The sequence below is a fragment of the Phenylobacterium soli genome (genome assembly GCF_003254475.1).
Lineage (GTDB): Bacteria > Pseudomonadota > Alphaproteobacteria > Caulobacterales > Caulobacteraceae > Phenylobacterium > Phenylobacterium soli.
This window is the reverse complement of sequence record NZ_QFYQ01000001.1, coordinates 1634905-1653287: the sequence shown is the minus strand read 5'-3', so window position 1 is coordinate 1653287 and position 18383 is coordinate 1634905. Positions and strand designations below refer to the sequence as shown.

Here is an 18383-nt window from a genome sequence, read left to right as displayed (position 1 = left end):
GTCCTGATCTCCCGCTTAGGCCGCGTTCTTGCGCTCGAGGTGGCTGACGAGCCGCTCCTTCCAGGCGCGCGGCGCGCCGGCGACCAGACCGAGCTGGCGCGAGCGCTTGTAGTAGAGGTGGCAGTCCATCTCCCAGGTGAAGCCGATGCCGCCGTGGGTCTGGATGTTCTCCTTGGCCCCGAACCAGTAGGCCTCCGAGGCCGAGATGCGCGCCGCACTCGCCGCGATTGGCAGCTCCGGCGCATTGGTGTTGAGCGCCCAGGCTCCGTAGTAGGCGTTGGACCGCGCCAGCTGGTTCTTCACGTACATGTCGGCCAGCTTGTGCTTGATGGCCTGGTAGGAGGCGATGACCCGGCCGAAGGCGTAGCGCTCGAGGGCGTAGGCCTTGGCCATCTCCAGGCACTTGTCGGCGCCGCCGCACTGTTCGAAGGCGATCAGCACCGCCGCGCGGTCGAACACCTGCTCCACCAGGGCGAAGCCCTCGCCCGCGCCGCCCAGCCGCTGGGCCGGCGCGTCCTTGAAGGTGAGCTTGGCCGCGTCACGGGTGGAATCCAGCGTCTTCAGCGCCTCTCGCGTCACGCCCGGCCCGTTCAGGTCGACGAGGTAGAGACCGGCCTGGCCGCCCTCCTTGGCGAGCACCACACAGAGGTCGGCGATGTCGCCGTCGGTCACCGGGATCTTCACGCCCGAGAGCTTGCCGCCCGCCACCGTGGCCTGCAGCCCGCTCGGCGTCAGCGTGCCAGGGCCTTCCGAGGTCGCCATGGCGCCGATGATCTCGCCCGCCGCGACTTTCGGCAGGATCTCGGCCTTCTGGGCGTCGGAGCCCGCCAGCATCACGGCTTCAGCCAGGAAGTAGACGGTGGAGGCGAAGGGGATCGGCGCGACCGAGCGGCCCAGCTCCTCGGCGATCACGCAGAGCTCGAGGTGGCCCAGGCCAAGCCCGCCGTGCGCCTCGGGGATCGCCGCGCCCAGCCAGCCCTGCCCGGCCACGGCCTTCCAGAGCTTCTCGTCATAGGGCTTGGCCTCGTCGTCCAGCACCTTGCGCACCTGGGCGGCCGAGGAATTGGCCTCCAGGAACTTCCGGGCCTCCGACTGGAGGAACTTCTGGTCGTCTGAGAAATCGAAATTCATCGTTTCCGCCCATCGCCGGCAGCCCGGCATTCGTCTGTTGGGCGGGAGCATACGCGGGCCGTCCGCGCTGAAAAGCGTGACCTCGCGTCAGTATGCCCTAGGGGAGCCGGCGGGCGGGAACCGGGCGAGGCGTCGCCGCCCCGCCCAGCCCAAGAGTCAGATCCGACGGGTCAGAACTTGTAGCCGAAGCCGGCGGAGACCACCCACGGGTCCAGGTTCACCTTGGATTTCAGACCGCTGGTCGTGTCCGTGGCCTTGGTGTTGAAGAACACCTTCTTGACGTCGAGGTTGACGCTCCAGGGACCGGAGGTGGCGATGTCGGCGCCCGCCTGCAGGGCCGTGCCGAAGCCGTTCTTCACCTTCAGATGGAAGCCGTTCTTGTCGGAGCCGTTGTAGAACAGCATGTAGTTCACGCCCGCGCCGAGATAGGGGCTGAACTTGGCCTTCGGCATGAAGTGGTACTGCAGCGAGACCACCGGCGGCAGCACCCAGGTGTCCTTCACCTTCAGGTCCGTGCCCGGCCCGGTCGCCTTGATGGTGTGGTGCGTGGTGGTCGCGATGGCCTCGACCGCCCAGTTGTCGGTGAGGAAGTAGGTCAGGCCGACGCTGGGCACGACCTCGTCGCTGACGTCCGCCTTCAGGCCGGTGTCCGCGCCCGTGGCGATCAGCTTGATCGGGTCGCCCGCGTCGGGCGCCACGTCGGTGATGCGCACGTTCAGCATGATGTCGCCGGCCGCCTTCGGACGAAAATCCTGCGCCTGGGCGGCGCCCACGGCCGCGACGGCGGTCAGCGCTGCGCCGGCGGCGAGCGCGTAACGAAGAACACTCATAGGTTATCCCCTTGATTGGCGGCATGAGAGGGCCGCACGGCCAGGGTGTCGCCGGGACCAAGCGCAGCTTTGAGCTAAATCAAGCGTTCGAAGATCCGGCATGGACAAATTGTCCAGGGGCCGTGCGGGGTGGCGATCCGCGCGGCTGGCGGCTACATCCTTCGGATGCGCACAGAGACCCCCCAGCCGATCCGGCTCTCGGACTATCGCCCCCCCGCATTCCTGATCGACGAGGTCGCCCTCGCCTTCGATCTCGCCCCCAACACCACCCGCGTGAAGGCGCGGCTGAGCGTCCGGCGCAACGGCGCGCACGCCGACCCGCTCAAGCTGAACGGTGAGCGGCTGAAGCTCATCTCCGTGGCCGTGGACGGCCGCGCGCTGGCCGAGGCAGAGCGCGAGGTGGACGCCGAGTTCCTGACCGTGCCGGGCGTCCCCGACGCCTTCGTGCTGGAGACCGAGGTCGAGATCGACCCGGAGAACAACAAGGCCCTCGAGGGGCTCTACATGTCCGGCGGCCGCTTCTGCACCCAGTGCGAGGCCGAGGGCTTCCGCAAGATCACCTACTGGCCCGACCGGCCGGACGTGCTGTCGCGCTTCACCGTCCGCATCGAGGCGGACAAGGCCTTCCCGCACCTGCTCTCCAACGGCAACCTGATCGAGAAGGGCGAGCTTTCGGGCGGGCGTCACTACGCGGTATGGAACGACCCCTTCCCCAAGCCCTGCTACCTGTTCGCCCTGGTCGCCGGCGCCCTCGACGTGCTCGAGGACAAGCTCGTCACCATGAGCGGCCGCACGGTCGACCTGCGCATCTATGTCGATCCTGGCATGGCGCCGCGCGCGGCCTACGCCATGGACGCCCTCAAGCGCTCGATGAAGTGGGACGAGGAAGCCTTCGGCCGCGAGTACGACCTCGACCTGTTCATGATCGTCGCCGTCCGCGACTTCAACTTCGGGGCCATGGAGAATAAGGGGCTGAACATCTTCAACTCCTCGCTCCTGCTGGCCGACCCGGCGACCGCCACCGACATGGACTACGAGCGCATCGAAAGCGTCGTCGCCCACGAATACTTCCACAACTGGACCGGCGACCGGATCACCTGCCGGGACTGGTTCCAGCTCTGCCTCAAGGAGGGCCTGACGGTCTTCCGCGATCAGAGCTTCTCGGCCGACATGCGCGGCCACGCGGTCCAGCGGATCAAGGACGTCAAGGCGCTGCGCGCGCGCCAGTTCGCCGAGGACCAGGGCCCGCTCGCCCACCCGGTGCGGCCGTCCAGCTACCTGAAGATCGACAACTTCTACACAGCGACGATCTACGAGAAGGGCTCCGAGGTCATCCGGATGCTCAAGACCCTGATCGGGCCGGAGGCGTTCCGGGCCGGCATGGACCTCTATTTCGAGCGCTGGGACGGCCACGCCACCACGGTCGAGGAATTCATCAAGTGCTTCGCCGAGGCCTCGGGCCGCGACCTGTCCGACTTCTTCGGCTGGTACGAGCAGGCGGGCACGCCGCGCCTGAGCCTCTCCAGCGCCTATGACGTGGCCCGGCGCACGCTCGAGGTCGAGATCGCGCAAGAGACGCCGCCGACGCCCGGCCAGCCCACCAAGACCGCCCTGCCGATCCCGGTGCGCCTTGGCCTCCTCGACCAGGACGGCCGCACCCAGGCTTTCCTGCGCGACGGCGAGGCCCTCGACGAGACTGTCGTCGTGCTCAGCGAGGCGAAGACCACGGTCCGCCTCGAGGGCGTCGACCGCCCGCCCGTAGTGTCCGCCCTGCGCGGCTTCTCGGCCCCGGTCGTGATGACCACCGACGCCCAGCCCAAGGACCGCTACGTCCTCCTGGCCGGCGATCCGGACCTCTTCAACCGCTGGGAAGCCGGCCAGGAACTGGCCCGCGAGCTGATCCTGGCGCGCGCCGCCGGCCAGCCCGACGAAGTCGGCGAAGAGCGTTTCGCCGAGGCCATGGGCCGCGCGCTCTCCGACCAGGCCGCCGATCCGGCGTTCAAGGCCCTGCTGCTCGCCATGCCGTCCGAGCCGGACCTCGCCCTCGCCCGCCAGCCCGCCGATCCCGCGGCGCTGCACGAGGCGCGGGAGGCGCTTCGCCTTCGCCTCGCCGTGCACCTCGCCGAGGACCTGAAGCGGCTGCACTCGGGCCTCCAGGAGTCCGGCGAGTTCTCGCCCGACGCGGCCAGCGCCGGCCGGCGCGCCCTGCGCAACGCCGCCCTCGAACTGCTCGCCGCCAATCCCAAGGCCGAGACGGCGGAACTGGCGCTGGGCCACTATCGGGCCGCCGGCAACATGACCGACGCCATGGGGGGCCTGGCGGCCCTCATGCTCATCGGCGGGCCCGAGTACGAAGCCGCGCTCGAGGACTTCTACGCGAAGTGGAAGGCCGAGCCGCTGGTGGTCGACAAGTGGTTCGCCGTCCAGGCGCGCGATCCGGACGAGACCGCGCTCGGCCGCGTCATGGGGCTCACCGCCCATCCGGCCTTCGATCCGAAGAACCCGAACCGCCTGCGGGCGCTGGTCTCGACCTTCGCTAACTTCAATCCGGTGCGCTTCCACGATCCGTCCGGCGCGGGCTACCGCTTCCTCGCCGATCAGATTCTCGCCGTCGACCGCTACAACCCGATGACCGCGGCGCGGCTCGTCGATCCGCTCGGCGGCTGGCGGCGCTACGCGCCCGCCCTCGGTCAGCTCATGAAGGCCGAGCTGGAGCGCATCCTGGCCAGCGAGGGCCTCTCCAAGAACGTCTTCGAGCTGGTCACCCGCGCGCTCGGCCGCGACGGGGCGGACTGACGCCGGCCGACTGATACGGGCCGACTGGCGGCCGCGGACTGGCGGCGGCGCGTCCACAGGACGCGCCGCCAAGCAGTCATACCAAAAATACGAAACAACACCTCACCTATACATTAGAGTGAAGCTTTCCCCGTAGCTCTACGGTGTGACAATCCGACTTATTACGGCGCAGGCATGTGTCGGATACTCGTCACTCGCCGAATAAGAGCAGCCAAGCTTATCGAGAACCGGAAGTACCTACCGACATAGCCGCGCCGGCTGACGCCTGGCCGCGGACGGGAGACCTTTGCCGGTCTCCAGCCGGACGCCAGCGTCCCGGCGCGGTGGCGTTCGTCCTCGTCTCTCGCAAGCCGCCATCCCGCTCGACGGCCTGGAGAGAGACAGAGCACACATGCCGGCGACCCTGACGTTCAGCGACGACTTCAATTCCCTGAGCCTTTGGAACGGCTCGACCGGGACTTGGGACACCACCTTCGCCTTCCGCCCGTGGAACGGGAACGGCGGCTCGCTGCCGAGCAACGGCGAGCAGGAGTGGTACATCAACGCCAACTACGCCCCGACCGCCTCGGTCACCCCCTGGACCGTCAACAACGGGATCCTCACCCTCACGGCGGCTAAGGTGGATCCGGCGATCGCGCCGCTGTTGGGCTACACCGACCCCGGCCTGCCGGCGCTCGGCAGCTACCAGTACACCTCGGGCATGATCGAGACGAACCACTCGTTCAGCCAGACCTACGGCTACTTCGAGATGAAGGCTGAGCTGCCGGCCGGCCAGGGCTTCTGGCCCGCCTTCTGGCTGATGCCCAAGGACGGCTCCTGGCCGCCGGAGCTCGACATCATGGAGGTTCTCGGCAAGGACCCGAGCACCCTCTACACGACCGTCCACACCAACGAGACCGGCTCGCACACCTCCAGCGGCGTGGGCAGCGTCGTGGCCGACATGTCGAACGGCTACCACACCTTCGCCGTGGACTGGGAGCCGGACCACATCACCTGGTACTTCGACAACAAGCCGGTCTACCAGGTCGTCACCCCGGCGGACCTGAACAAGCCGATGTACATGATCGCCAACCTGGCGCTGGGCGGCGGCTGGGGCGGCAACGTCGACGCCACCACGCCTTTCCCCGGCCAGATGCTGATCGACTACATCAAGGCCTGGGACTCCAACCCCTACACCTACACCCCCGAGACCTCGACGGGCGCGGGCCAGACCTTCACCGCCACCGGCGGCGCCACCCTCGTCGGCACCGGCGGGGATGATCTCTTCACCGCCAGCCTGCAGGGCGGCGAGACCATGACCGGCGGCACGGGGCACGACACGTACGTCTTCGGCAAGCTGCCGTGGAGCGGCGACCGCATCACCGACTTCCAGGTCGGCAGCGACAAGCTCGACCTGCACGCCCTCTACCCGACCTACACCGGCTCGGACCCGATCGCGGCCGGCTACGTGGTCCTCGCGGCCGACGGCCACGGCGGCTACAACGTCCTCGTCAATCCCGACGGCCACGCGACCACCGCCAACCCCTATGCGACCTTCGTGGTCGACCTGCAGGGCGTCACCGACGTCGGCCTGACCTCGGCCAACCTGCTGGTCAACACCGCGGCCGGCCAGACGGCCGCCAGCACCTTCTCCACCGCCAACACCTTCCAGGTCGCCGCGGACGGCTATGTGGCGGTCTCGCCGCCGCCCACCACGACCTCGCCGCCCCCGCCGACCACGACCTCTCCGCCGCCGCCCACCACCTCCACCGGCTTCACCGGCACGAGCGGCGCAGACACCCTGACCGCCAGCACCGGCGGCGGCGAGACCATGACTGGCGGCGCCGGCGCCGACGTCTTCGCCTTCAAGAGCGTGCCGTGGGTGGGCGACCACATCGCCGACTTCACGGTCGGCGAGGACCGCCTCGACTTCTCGGCCCTGTTCGGCGCCAGCGGCTACGCCGGCGCGGACCCGATCGCCGACCACTATGTGAAGCTCTATGACGACGGCTCCGGGACCTGGGTGATCTACGACACCGACGGGTCCGGCTCGGCCGACGCCTGGGGCTCTAGCGTGGTCCACCTCGACGGCGTCAGCGCCGCCGGCCTGACCTCGGCGGACCTGTTCGGCGGGGCGGTCAGCCCGCCGCCGCCGGCCTCACCGCCTCCGCCGCCGCCTCCCCCGCCGCCGCCGCCGGCGCCCGCGATCGTCAATGTCGAGCCCTTCACCCTGCCGCTCAGCGGCGCCTGGACGACCACCATCTCGACCGGCAAGCGCGGCATCCTGACCGGCACCTCCGGCAACGACCTGCTGGACGGCCACGGCCAGTACCACTCGATGAGCGGCGGGGCCGGCGACGACACCTATGCGATCTACGTCTCGACAGACACGGTGACGGAAAAGACTGGCGCCGGCGTCGACACCGTCTGGTCCTACGACACCAGCTACACGCTGACCTCGAACGTCGAGAACGGCGTCCAGAAAGGATCGGGCGCCCAGAGCCTCACCGGCAATGGCCTCAACAACGACCTGCGGGCCAACGACGCGGCCTCCTCGCTCGACGGCGGGGCCGGCAACGACATCCTGCATGCGGGCCTCGGGGCGGACACGCTCACCGGCGGCACGGGGCGCGACGTGTTCGAGTTCTCGCGCCTGCCGACCGCGGCCGGCCACGTCACCGACTTCACGGCCGGAACCGACGTGCTCGACCTGCGCGGCGTCTTCGCCGCGGCGGGCTACGCCGGGAACAACCCCCTGGCGGACGGGCACATCCTCTTCCAGGACGACGGCGCCGGCGACACGCGGGTGCTGTTCGACGCGGACGGGTCTGGTCCCGGCTCCGCGGTCCTGGTGACGACCCTCGACCATGTGGTCGCCTCGAGCCTGACGCCGGGATCGGACTGGGTGTTCGCCTGATCGCCCTTCGCCGCGAGGGAGCGCCTCGATCTTAATGACGAGGTGACTCCCGCCGCGTAGACTCCTGGGTGCTTCGGCTGATTTGGGGGCTGGGCGGGCGTGGAAGGGCTTCTCACGTGGTGAGCCGGCGCGGCAGCAACGATGCCGCTGCGCCCGCGCGCGCGCCTACCCGCCGGTTCGTGCGCGTCGCCATCGGCGCGACCTTGGCGATCCTCGGCGCCTACACCGCCGCGGCCATCCGCCGACTGCAGTCTCCGCCGCCCGCCTTCCCCGAGCAGGTCGCCTGGCTCCTCGCCCCGCTACTGGTGGCCACGGGCCTTGGCCTCGTGCTGGTGCTCGAGAGCCGGCGCATGGAGCGGGCCCATGCCGCTTCGACCGATTCCGAGCAGCGCTTCCGCCTCGCCGTGGAAGCCGCGCGCTGCGGCATCTGGGAATGGGACCTGATCAACGACCGCTTCTTCATGAGCGACGTGACCGCCGCCCTGTTCGGCTGGCGCGGCGGCGAGGTCGATGGCCAGCAGGTGCTCGACCGGGTCTCGCCGGGCCACCGCGACGGCCTGCGCGACGCCCTCGCCACGGCCGCCATCTACGGCGGCTTCGACGTCTCCTTCCGGGTGCCCAGCCTGATCGGCGGCCGGCCGGTGTGGATCGACGCCCGCGGCCAGGGCTTCGGCCAGGCGCCGGAGGGCGGCTACGCCCGGATCATCGGCGTCGCTCTCGACGTCACCGAGGAGCGCCTCGCCCAGGCCCGCGCCCAGTCGGCCGAGACCCGCCTGCGCGACGCCATCGAGAGCGTCTCCGAGGCCTTCGTCCTCTGGGACAAGCACGGCCGTCTGCTGATGTGCAACCGGAACTACCGCGAGTATTTCCGCCTCGATCCGCAGGTGCTCAAGCCCGGAGCGGCGCGGGAGCAGGTGGAACACCTCGCCGGCCAAGCCATCCGCCAGGCCTTCCCCGAGCCCGGCGCCCGGGCCGACGTGCGCGAGGCCGAGCTGGTCGACGGCCGCTGGGTGCAGATCTCCGAACGGCGCACCGCCGAGGGCGGCCTTGTGGTCACGGCCGCCGACATCACCGCCCTCAAGGCGCAGGAGGAAGCGCTCAAGGCCTCCGAGCAGGAGCTCCGCCGCGCCGTGGTCAACCTCGAGCGCAGCCAGGAGCAGCTCTCCGAGCTCGCCCGCAAGTACGAGGCCGAGAAGGTCCGCGCCGAGGCCGCCAACCGCGCCAAGAGCGAGTTCCTGGCCAACATGAGCCACGAGCTGCGCACGCCGCTGAACGCCATCAACGGCTTCTCCGAGATCATGGTCGGCGAGATGTACGGCGCGCTCGGCGACAAGCGTTACCGCGACTACGCCCGCGACATCCTCAACTCCGGCCAGCACCTGCTCGCCCTCATCAACGACATCCTCGACATGTCGAAGATCGAGGCCGGCAAGATGAACCTGCGCTTCGACCCGCTGAGCCTCGAGGAGGTGACCGAGGACGCCGTCCGCCTGATGCGTAACCGCGCCGACACCGCGGGCCTGTCCCTGACCATCGAGTTCGCCGACCTGCCGGAGGTCGAGGCCGACTACCGGGCGGTGAAGCAGGTGCTGCTCAACCTGCTCTCCAACGCCGTGAAGTTCACGCCGCGCGGCGGCCGCATCACCCTGAAGGCCGATGTGCGCGACGATCCGCGCGGCCAGCGCGTCCGCGTCACCGTCCAGGACACCGGCATCGGCATTTCGGCCGCCGACCTTGAGCGCCTGGCGCGGCCTTTCGAGCAGATCGAGAACCAGCAGGCCAAGACCCAGCAGGGCACCGGGCTCGGCCTCGCCCTCTCCAAGGCCCTCGTCGAACTGCACGGCGGGGTGCTCGACCTGAAGAGCGCGCCCGGCCAGGGCACCGCCGCCAGCTTCTCCCTGCCGGTGCGCCAACGGGTCCACAGCCCCGCCCGCAGCGGGATCCCGACCTTCGCCTGAGCGGCCTTAAGGCTGCGGCGGCGGCGCGGGCGGTCGCTCGCGCGGGTCCCCATGGCCGCCATGGCGCATCGGCTGCGCCAGCGCCTGGCCCAGCCGCGCACGGTCGGCGGCCGGCAGGTGCTCGGCGAACTCCAGGATCGCATGGTCGACGTCGCCGCGCGCTCCGGTCTCAAGCGCCCGCGCGTGATCCAGGTCCGCGGCGATGCCCTTGGCGTCCAGCGGGTCGGCGCCGAGCCGGCCCCAGGCCTCGCGGCGGATCTTGTGCGACTCCCGCAGCTTCGGGCCGACCGCGCCGGCCTGCGCGCGCAGCGCCTTGCGATAGGCCTCGCGCTCCTCGTCGGGCAGCGCCTGGGCCGCAACCAGCATCGCCGGCCCGCCGCGCGGCTCCATGGTCCGGCGGTGCATCCGCTCGCCGAGCACGAAGGCGCCGGTCGCCGCCCCGATCACGAACAGGTTCAGCGCCAGGGAGACGAACAGCAGGATGATGAGGGTCCGGCGGCTCACGCGCCTTCCTCCAGGTCGAAGGTCGAGGACACCGCCGTCAGGGTGTTGGTCACGGCCACCTCCTGCGCGTCGCTGGAATTCTGCTGCACCTGCACGCCGACCACGACGCCGGCCGCGCACGCCGCCGCCAAGCCCGCGCCCAGCGCCGCCGGCGACAGCCAGGCGAGCCAGCGGGGCCCGCGCCGCCGGGGCGCCGAGGCCAGGATCGCCGCCAGGGTGGTCTCGCTCGCCGTCGCCGGCCGCCAGGCGTCGAGCGCCGCGTCGAGCGCGCCCGCCTTGGCCAGCACCTCGCCGGTCCAGGCCGCGTCGGCCGCCATCAGCATGGCCGCGCCGTCGCGCTCCGCCAGCGGCCAGCGCGCCACCTCGCCGCCAAAGGCCTCGGCGAGCGCCGCGAACCGCTCGCGGGTCATGCCGGGATCGTTCACCGAGCCCATTTCACCGCTCCACCATGTCGGCCAGCGACGCCCTCAGCGCCCGCCGTCCGCGTCCCAGAAGGCTCTCCAGCGCCTCGACGCTGACGCCCATCACGGCCGCCGCCTCGATGTTGCCGAGCTCCTGGTAGTGACAAAGCACGATTGCCTCGCGCTGCCGCTCGGGCAGTTTCGCCATCGCCGCCGCGACCTGGGCGGCGGTGTCCTGCGCCTCCAGCCCCCGTTCGGCCGAGGGCGCGGGATCCGCCGTCTCGGGCGGCGCATCGGTCACCACCTCGCGCCGCTTGCGCAGCCGGTCGTAGCAGAGGTTCAGCGCCACCCGGTGCAGCCAGGTGTCGAACCTGGCCTGCCCGGGCTTCCACCTCGGCGCCTGCTTCCAGACGCGAAGGAACGCCTCCTGCGCCATGTCCTCGGCCTCCGCCGCTTCGCCCAGCATCCGCTGGCCAAGCGACATCAGCCTCGGCAGCTTGCGGCCCACGAGCGCGCGCACGGCCGCCGGGTCGCCATCGGCCACCCGCGCCAGCAGCTCCTCGTCGGGATCCGCCTCGGCCAAGCCTGATCTCGCCTATCCTGAACGGGTCAGGGACGCGTCCTTGCCTACTGACCCGGACCACGCGCCCTCTGCCGCATCATGATCAGCTCGCCCTTCGAGAGCCAGCCGTCGTGGTTGGTGTCGGCGGCCTGGAAGCGCCGCTCCACGGCCTTCTCCATCTCCGCCTTGGTCACGGCGCCGTCGCCATTGGCGTCGTTCATCCGGAAGAAGATGTCGGCGCGGCCCGGCGCGCCGCCGCCGCCGCCCATGGCCGCCATCCGCTGCAGGCCGGCGTCGAGCTCGGCCCGGGTGATCTTGCCGTCGTGGTTGGCGTCGAGGCGGGCGAACATCCGCTCGATCCGCCGGGCCTCGCCCTTCCTGAACTCCGCCAGGGTGACCTTGCCGTCGTGGTCGAGGTCGAAGTTCGGCGGCTGGCGCATGCCGAAGCCGCCGCCCATCGGGCCGGCTGCGGGCGGGCCGTCCTGCGCCTGGGCGGCGCCCGCCATAAGGAGAACCGCGGCCGAGGCGGCGAGCAGGGTCGTCTTCATTGTCGGCATCCTGAATCCGTTCGCGTCATCTCGCCGTCCGAGAGCTTCCACGGGCGAGGCCGCCAGTTCCGTCGATCAGGGTTGCACGACGATGTCGTAGGCTTTCCGCGCCGCCACGCGGGCTGCGCCCAGCGCCTTCACCAGCGCCCTGAAGTCCCGTGCGCCGCCGGCCCGGGCCAGCAGCTTCTTGAACGCCGCCGGCTCGTCGGTGGGATCGGCGCCCTCGGCGAGGGCGACCTTGAGCAGTTGGGTCAGGTCCTGCTGCAGCCGCCAGGCGGCCTCCAGGTCGGCGAGCGGCGCGGCGGGCGCGAGGCCGCTCTCGCGCATCGCGGCCAGCGCCCGGGCGGTGTTCGGATCGAGCGGCCCGTCCGCCGCCGCATGGGCCAGCTGCAGGAACTGGGCGGCGAACTCGATGTCCACCAGCCCGCCGGGCGAAAGCTTCAGGTCCCAGTCCCCCTTCGGCGGCCGCTCGCGCTCCAGCAGCTCGCGCATATCGCGCACGTCCACCGCCGTCCGCCCCCGGTCGCGCGGCCGGCGCAGGGCGGTCGTGATCGCGGCCTGCGCCTCGGCGGCGAAGGCCTCGGAGGTCGCCCACACCACCCGCGCCCGCGTCAGGGCCAGCAGCTCCCAGGTCTCCGCCTCCTGGGCATAGTAGGACTCGAAGGCCGTGAAGCTCACCGCCACCGGTCCCTTGGTGCCGGACGGGCGCAGCTGCATGTCGACTTCGTAGAGGCCGCCCTCGGCCGTCTGGCTCGACAGGGCCGCGATCAGTCGCTGGGTGAAGCGGCCGTAGAAGGTCGCCGCGTCCCAGCCCTTCACCGCCGAGGCCGCGGCCGGGTCGGCGCCGCGATAGAAGGTCATCAGGTCGAGGTCGGACCCGGCGCTCATCTCGCGCGAGCCGCACTTGCCCAGCGCCACCACCGCCACATGCCCTTCGAAGGCCCCGCCCAGCCGCTCGGCCTCCGCCAGCGCCGCCGGCCCCAGGGCCTCGATGCAGACGTCGGCAAGGTCGGCGAAGGCCTGGCCGGCCACCTCGGCGCTGGCCGTGCCGCTCATCACCTGTACGCCGACCCGGAACGCCTGCTCGCGGTGCACCCGGCGCACCACGTCCATCGCCGCCTCGAAGCCGTCGGCGCGGGACAGGGCCAGCGCCATGGCGGCGCGGTCCTCGGCGATGTCGATCGGCTCGAAGAAGGCCGGGTCCAGCATGGCGTCGATCGCCGCCGGCCGCCGCGCCAGCGTGTTCGCCAGCCGCGGGGCGAAGGCCATCACCTCGACGATCAGCTCGAACAGCCGGGGCTGGGCCAGGAACAGCGACTGCAGCTGCACCCCGGTCGAAAGCTGCGAGAAGAAATCGACGAAGCGGTTGAAGGCCGCGTCCGGCGCGCCGGTGGCCTGCGCCGCCTCGAGAAGCTTCGGCGCCAGGCGCGTGAACAGCTCCCGGCCACGCTCGGTGCGGGTCGCCGGGATATGGCCGTGATGCCAGCTGCGGATCGTCCGCGAGACCTGCGGCGGATTGGAAAAGCCCATCCGCGCCAGGGTGGCGAGGGTCTCCGGGTCGTCGTCGACGCCGGTGAACACCAGGCTGCCGAAGCGCGACGACAGCGGCTCCTCCTCGGGGAAGAGTTCGCCGTAGCGCGCGTTGACGCCCTTCAGCAGGCGGGTCACGCCGGCGTCGAAGCTGCGCAGGTTGTCCGAGCCCATCAGCGCCGCCACTCGCCGGCGGTCGGAGTCCGCCTCCGGCAGCTTGTGGGTCTGGTCGTCGGCCAGCATCTGGATGCGGTGCTCCATGGCCCGCAGGGTCTTGTAGGCCTCGGTCAGCTCCGTCGCCGTCGCCGGCTCCACGTGGCCGGCCGTGGCCAGGGCCGCCAGGGCGTCCAGGGTCCGCGAGCTGCGCAGCTCCGGATGCCGGCCGCCGAGGATCAGCTGCTGAGTCTGGACGTAGAACTCGATCTCGCGAATGCCGCCGCGCCCGAGCTTGAGGTCCACGCCCTTGGCCGAGACCCGCTCGTCGACCTTGTGGGCATGGATCTGGCGCTTGATCGAATGGATGTCGGCGATGGCCGCGAAATCGAGGTTCCGTCGCCAGACGAAGGCCTTCAGCTCGTCCAGGAACGCCGTCGCCGAGGCCATGTCGCCGGCGCAGGGACGGGCCTTGATGAAGGCCGCCCGCTCCCAGTTCTGGCCGACGCTCTCGTAGTACTCCAGGGCCGCCGGGGTGGGCACCGCCGGCGGGGTCGAGGAGGGGTCCGGCCGCAGCCGCAGGTCGATGCGAAAGACGTAGCCCTCGGCGGTCCGCGCCTGCATCAGGTCGGCCAGGCGGTGGGTCAGGCGCACCGCGAAGGCCTGGTCCTCGACGCCCTCGGCCAGCGGCAGCCGCTCGGGGTCGTAGAAGACCGAGACGTCGATGTCGGAGGAGTAGTTCAGCTCATAGGCGCCCTGCTTGCCCATGGCGATGCAGAACCAGCCCGGGACCGGCCCCTCCTCGCCCGCGCCGATGCGCGTCAGCCGACCCGCGTCGAGCTCGGCCTGCGCCGACACCCGCAGCGCCGCGGCCACCGAGGCGTCGGCGAACCTGGTGAGGGCGCCGGTCACTTGGTCGAGGTCCCAGACCCCGCCGAGGTCGGCCAGGGCGGTCATCAGGTGCAACTCGGCCTTCAGCCGGCGGAGCTCGGCGCTGGCGGCCTCAGTGTCGAGCCCCGCAGCCGCCGCGGTCCGCGTCAGGATGTCCGTGAGCCGTGCGTCCGGATCGATCTCCAGCAGGGCGGCGAGGCGCCTGGGGTCGCGCCGGGCAAGGCTCGCCAGATAGGGCGAGGCCCCGAACACCGGCTCGAGCGCGGGCCACGCCGCCTCGATCGCCGGCGTCCAGCAGGTCTCGGCGATGATCTCCTTCGCCCGCGCCGCGGCCTTGGCGTCCACCACGGGACCACAGGGACGGATCGTCTGGCCGAGCAAGGGCATGGCCCTTCACTGCCAGGGGTTTGCGCCGTTCGCCAGCCTTACCCGGCGCGAGGCAGGATCAGCGCGACCCTGAGGCCCGGCCCGGACTCGCCCACCTTGCCGGGCCCCTCGTCCAGCTCGATGCGCCCGCCGTGCGCCTCGGCCACCGCCGCCACCAGCGACAGGCCAAGCCCGGCGCCGGGCTGATTGCGCGAATTCTCCAGCCGTACGAAGCGCTCGACCACGCGCGCCCGATCCTCCTCGGGGACGCCGGGCCCGGTGTCGGTGACGGAGAACTCCACCTCGCCCGACGAGCGCCGCCGCACGCGCAGCATGATCGCTCCACCCGCGGGGGTGTACTTGACCGCATTGTCGAGCAGGTTGGCCAGCGCCTGGGCCATGAACTCCCGGTTGGCGCGGACCTGCAGCCCCTTGGTCAGCTCGGCGGCGAAGTCGATGCCCTTGTCCTCGCAGAGCGGCTCGTAGAGTTCGGAGATGTCGGCCGCCAGCTCCGCCGGGTCGAACAGCACCGGGTCCGGCGCCGAGCCCGCCGCCTGCAGGCGCGCGATGGCCAGCACCGCGTTGAAGGTCTTCAGCACCCCGTCGGTGTCTTCCAGCGCCTGCTCGATGGCCTGGGTCGGATCGGCCTTGCCGGCCTCGACGTCGAGATAGGCGGCCTCGAGCCGGGCCCGAAGCCGGGTCAGTGGAGAGCGCAGGTCGTGGGCGATGGCGTCGCCGGCGTGCTTGTGGCCGGCCATCGAACGCTCGAGCCGGTCGAGCATCTCGTTGAGGCCCTGCGCCAGCTCGTCGAACTCGTCGCGGGTGTTGCGCACCGGCGCACGGGCGCCGAGGTCGCCGTTGTTCACCGCCTCCAGCACCCCGGCCAGCCCCGCCATGCTGCGGCTGACGTTGCGGCTCACCAGCACCCCGCAGCAGAGCCCGAGGATCAGCACCAGCCCGCCAGCGCCCCACAGCGCGCGGACCACCTTGACCAGATAGGCCTCGTCCTCGCCCACGTCCGCGCCCACGAACAGGATCTCGCCGCCCTTCAGCCGCTCCTGCAGGCCGCGGGCCGGGTGCTTCAAGGTCCGCCCATGAGCGTCCTGGTCGGTGACCGAGAACGTCGTCCAGCTGGCGTCGCCGCGGAACGATTCCACCGGCGAGGCCTCGATCGACCCCGAGATCCGTTTCCCGTCCGGCCCCATCAGCAGGTAGAGGAACGGCCGCTCGCTGGCCGCCCGCTCGATCAGCGACTGGTTCACCGCGTCGAGCCCGGCGCGGTCGTAGGCCCCGGTGAGCGAGCGCATCTCCTGGACGATCTCGCGATCGGTGCGGCGCGTCGCCTCGCTCGCCGTCGCCACGTAGATGTAGGCCAGGAACGCCAGCGACGCCGAGGCGAACAGCGCCAGGATCAGCAGCGTCAGCCGGAACGCGGTGGTCCGGAAGATGCGGGGGAGGCGCATGGCTCAGGCGCCGGCCGGCTCAGGCGTCGAGCCGATAGCCCGCGCCGCGCACGGTCTGCAGCATCGGCCGGTCGAAGCCTTTGTCGATCTTCGAACGCAGGCGCGAGATGTGCACGTCGATGACGTTGGTCTGGGGATCGAAGTGGTACTCCCAGACCTTCTCCAGCAGCATGGTGCGGGTCACCGACTGGCCGGCGTGGCGCATCATGAATTCCAGGAGCTGGAACTCGCGCGGCTGCAGGTCGATCTCCTTGCCCTGACGGTGCACGGTGCGGCCGATCAGGTCCATCTCGAGGTCGCCGACCTTGAGCACCGTCGCCACCGAGCCGGTCTCGCGCCGGCGGGCGAGCGCCTCGACCCGCGCGATGAGCTCGGCGAAGGCGTAGGGTTTGACCAGGTAGTCGTCGCCGCCGGCCTGCAGGCCGGTGACCCGGTCGCCCACCTCGCCGAGGGCGGAGAGGAACAGCACCGGCGTGCCGTCGCCCTCGCGGCGCAGGGTCTGGATCAGGGTCACCCCGTCCATCTTGGGCATCATCCGGTCGACGATCATCACGTCGAACTGGCCGGCGTGGGCGGCGCCGAGGCCCTCCTCGCCGTCCGCCGCCTTGACGCACTCGTGGCCGGCTTCGGTGAGGCCGCGCGCCATGGCGTCGGCCGCCTCGAGATCATCCTCGACGATCAGGATCTTCATGCCCGCCCCCCGGCCGATTCCTTGCGGAACGATCCTACTTGGAAATCTTCAGCGGCAGGAACAGGGTCCGGCCGCCGCGATAGACGCCCACCAGCACGCTCGGACGGCCGGCCTTCTTGGCCTGGTCGACCACCGCAGCCACGTCGGCGGCGCTGGTCACCGCCCGGTCGCCGGCGCGCACGATGACGTCGCCGCGCTTGAGGCCCTTCTCGCCGGCGTCGGAGCTCTCGTCCACCGACAGCACCGCGGCCCCGCGCACCTCGGCCGGCAAGCCGAGCTGGCGGCGGGTCGCATCGTCCAGCGGCGCGAGCTTGAGGCCCAGCACCGCCGGCGCGGCCGGCGCCTGCGGGGTCGCCCCGCCGCCGCCCTGGCCCCGCTGGCCGTTGTCGTTGGCGGCGAGCTCGGCCTCGGACGGCCGCACGCCAGAGTGCACCTCGACCGTGCGGTGGCGGCCGTCGCGGATCACGTCCAGGCGCAGCACGTCGCCCGGCCGGCCCTTGGCCACTTCGCGGGTCAGCTCCGAGGAGCTCTTCACGCTACGGCCGTTGACCGACACCACCACGTCGCCCGGCAGCAGGCCGGCCTTCGCCGAGGGGCCGTTCGGCACCAGGTCGGAGACGATCGCCCCCTTCTGGTCACCCAGGCCCTGGGCCTCGGCCATTTCGCTGGTGAAGTTCTGGATGGTCGCGCCGATGTAGCCGCGCTGGATCTTGCCGCCGCGGATCAGCTGCTGGGTGACCTGCTCGGCGACGTCCGCCGGAATGGCGAAGCCGATGCCCACCGAGCCGCCGGTGGGCGAGAAGATCGCCGTGTTGACCCCGATCACCCGGCCGTAGATGTCGAAGGTCGGCCCGCCGGAGTTGCCGCGGTTGATGGGCGCGTCGATCTGGATGTAGTCGACGAAGGTCTCGCCGATGTCGCGTCCGTAGGCGGAGACGATGCCGGCCGTGGCCGTCCCGCCCAGGCCGAACGGGTTGCCGACCGCGATCACCCAGTCGCCCACCCGCGGGCGCGCCGAGTTCTCGAAGTTCACGAACGGGAACGGCCCGCCGGTCACCTTGATGACCGCCAGGTCCGTGGCCTCGTCGCGGCCGACCACCTTGGCGTCGAGCTCGCGCTCGTCCTTCAGCACGACCTTGATGGTCTCGGCGTTCTCGACCACGTGGTTGTTGGTGACGATGTAGCCGTCCGGTGAAATGAAGAAGCCGGAGCCGGAGGACTGCTGGGTCGGCAGCTTCGGCTGGCCCTTCTCGGTGCGGCCGCCCTTGGGCGGGGTCGCCCCGCCCTCGTCGTCGTCGCCGCCCTGGCCGCCCTTCGGCACGATGTCGAACGGCAGGCCTTCCAGGCCCGGGATGCGGCGCAGGAGGCTCGGGTCGACGCGGCTGGTCACATTGATCGACACCACCGCGGGCGACACCTTCTCGAAGATGTCGGCGAAGGACATCGGCGCGCCGGGCGGCGGGGCGAAGATCGGTGCGGTCGAGGCCTTGATCACCTGGCCGTCGCCGGGGTGCGCGGCCGGCAGGCGGATTCCCGCGCCCGCCACCGCGGCCGCCATGACGCCGGCGCCCGCGATGGCGCCAAACAGGTAACCGGTCTTCTTGGAGGTCATAAGCCTTTTTCCCTGCGCGCCCCGAACATCCGGTCCGAACATCCGGTCCGG

General features: G+C 71.0%; 12 protein-coding genes and 1 pseudogene. 3 read left to right on the top strand and 10 right to left on the bottom strand.

The window, feature by feature from the left end; genetic code table 11:
• Positions 1-15: 15 nt before the first annotated feature.
• Together DJ017_RS08205 and DJ017_RS08200 are read right to left on the bottom strand one after the other, a co-directional pair.
• Entirely contained in the window at positions 16-1131 is a 1116-nt protein-coding gene (locus DJ017_RS08205; protein ID WP_111528255.1) for an acyl-CoA dehydrogenase family protein, read from the bottom strand.
• A gap of 170 nt (positions 1132-1301) precedes the next feature.
• Positions 1302-1961: an OmpW/AlkL family protein gene (locus tag DJ017_RS08200; RefSeq protein ID WP_111528254.1), complete on the bottom strand. Its 660-nt coding sequence runs from the start codon at positions 1959-1961 to the stop codon at positions 1302-1304.
• A 165-nt stretch (positions 1962-2126) separates the two neighbouring features.
• Between DJ017_RS08200 and pepN the strand changes: the two genes are divergently transcribed.
• The 3 genes and pseudogenes from pepN to DJ017_RS08185 form a co-directional block, all read left to right on the top strand.
• On the top strand, positions 2127-4757 hold the full coding sequence (gene pepN / locus DJ017_RS08195) for an aminopeptidase N (protein WP_111530020.1): 2631 nt from the start codon (positions 2127-2129) through the stop codon (positions 4755-4757).
• A gap of 391 nt (positions 4758-5148) precedes the next feature.
• Positions 5149-7653: a family 16 glycosylhydrolase gene (locus DJ017_RS08190; RefSeq protein WP_111528253.1), complete on the top strand. Its 2505-nt coding sequence runs from the start codon at positions 5149-5151 to the stop codon at positions 7651-7653.
• 185 nt (positions 7654-7838) lie between these two features.
• Positions 7839-9611 (top strand): annotated as a pseudogene (locus tag DJ017_RS08185) (PAS domain-containing sensor histidine kinase); the annotation flags it as partial.
• A 6-nt stretch (positions 9612-9617) separates the two neighbouring features.
• Here DJ017_RS08185 and DJ017_RS20315 read toward each other — a convergent pair.
• From DJ017_RS20315 to DJ017_RS08150, 8 genes are all read right to left on the bottom strand, one after another.
• A complete protein-coding gene (locus DJ017_RS20315) occupies positions 9618-10115 on the bottom strand; it encodes a periplasmic heavy metal sensor (protein WP_165830567.1) in 498 nt (165 codons plus the stop codon).
• Positions 10112-10549, bottom strand: a complete 438-nt coding sequence (locus tag DJ017_RS20310) for a hypothetical protein (protein ID WP_165830566.1) — start codon at positions 10547-10549, stop codon at positions 10112-10114. The genes DJ017_RS20315 and DJ017_RS20310 overlap by 4 nt, the downstream gene beginning before the upstream one ends.
• Position 10550: 1 nt before the next feature.
• Positions 10551-11099 carry an RNA polymerase sigma factor gene (locus DJ017_RS08175; protein ID WP_111528251.1) on the bottom strand — a complete coding sequence of 183 codons (549 nt, stop codon included), beginning with the start codon at positions 11097-11099 and terminating at the stop codon, positions 10551-10553.
• A gap of 44 nt (positions 11100-11143) precedes the next feature.
• Positions 11144-11626, bottom strand: coding sequence for an EF-hand domain-containing protein (locus tag DJ017_RS08170; protein WP_227000071.1), 483 nt, complete (start codon positions 11624-11626; stop codon positions 11144-11146).
• Between the two features lie 75 nt (positions 11627-11701).
• A complete protein-coding gene (locus DJ017_RS08165) occupies positions 11702-14587 on the bottom strand; it encodes a bifunctional [glutamine synthetase] adenylyltransferase/[glutamine synthetase]-adenylyl-L-tyrosine phosphorylase (protein ID WP_111528249.1) in 2886 nt (961 codons plus the stop codon).
• A 38-nt stretch (positions 14588-14625) separates the two neighbouring features.
• Entirely contained in the window at positions 14626-16029 is a 1404-nt protein-coding gene (locus tag DJ017_RS08160) for a sensor histidine kinase (RefSeq protein WP_111528248.1), read from the bottom strand.
• Positions 16030-16048: 19 nt separating this feature from the next.
• Positions 16049-16720 (bottom strand): response regulator transcription factor, encoded by a 672-nt coding sequence (locus tag DJ017_RS08155; protein WP_111528247.1) that lies wholly within the window; start codon positions 16718-16720, stop codon positions 16049-16051.
• A 34-nt stretch (positions 16721-16754) separates the two neighbouring features.
• On the bottom strand, positions 16755-18332 hold the full coding sequence (locus DJ017_RS08150) for a Do family serine endopeptidase (RefSeq protein ID WP_111528246.1): 1578 nt from the start codon (positions 18330-18332) through the stop codon (positions 16755-16757).
• Positions 18333-18383: the final 51 nt, after the last annotated feature.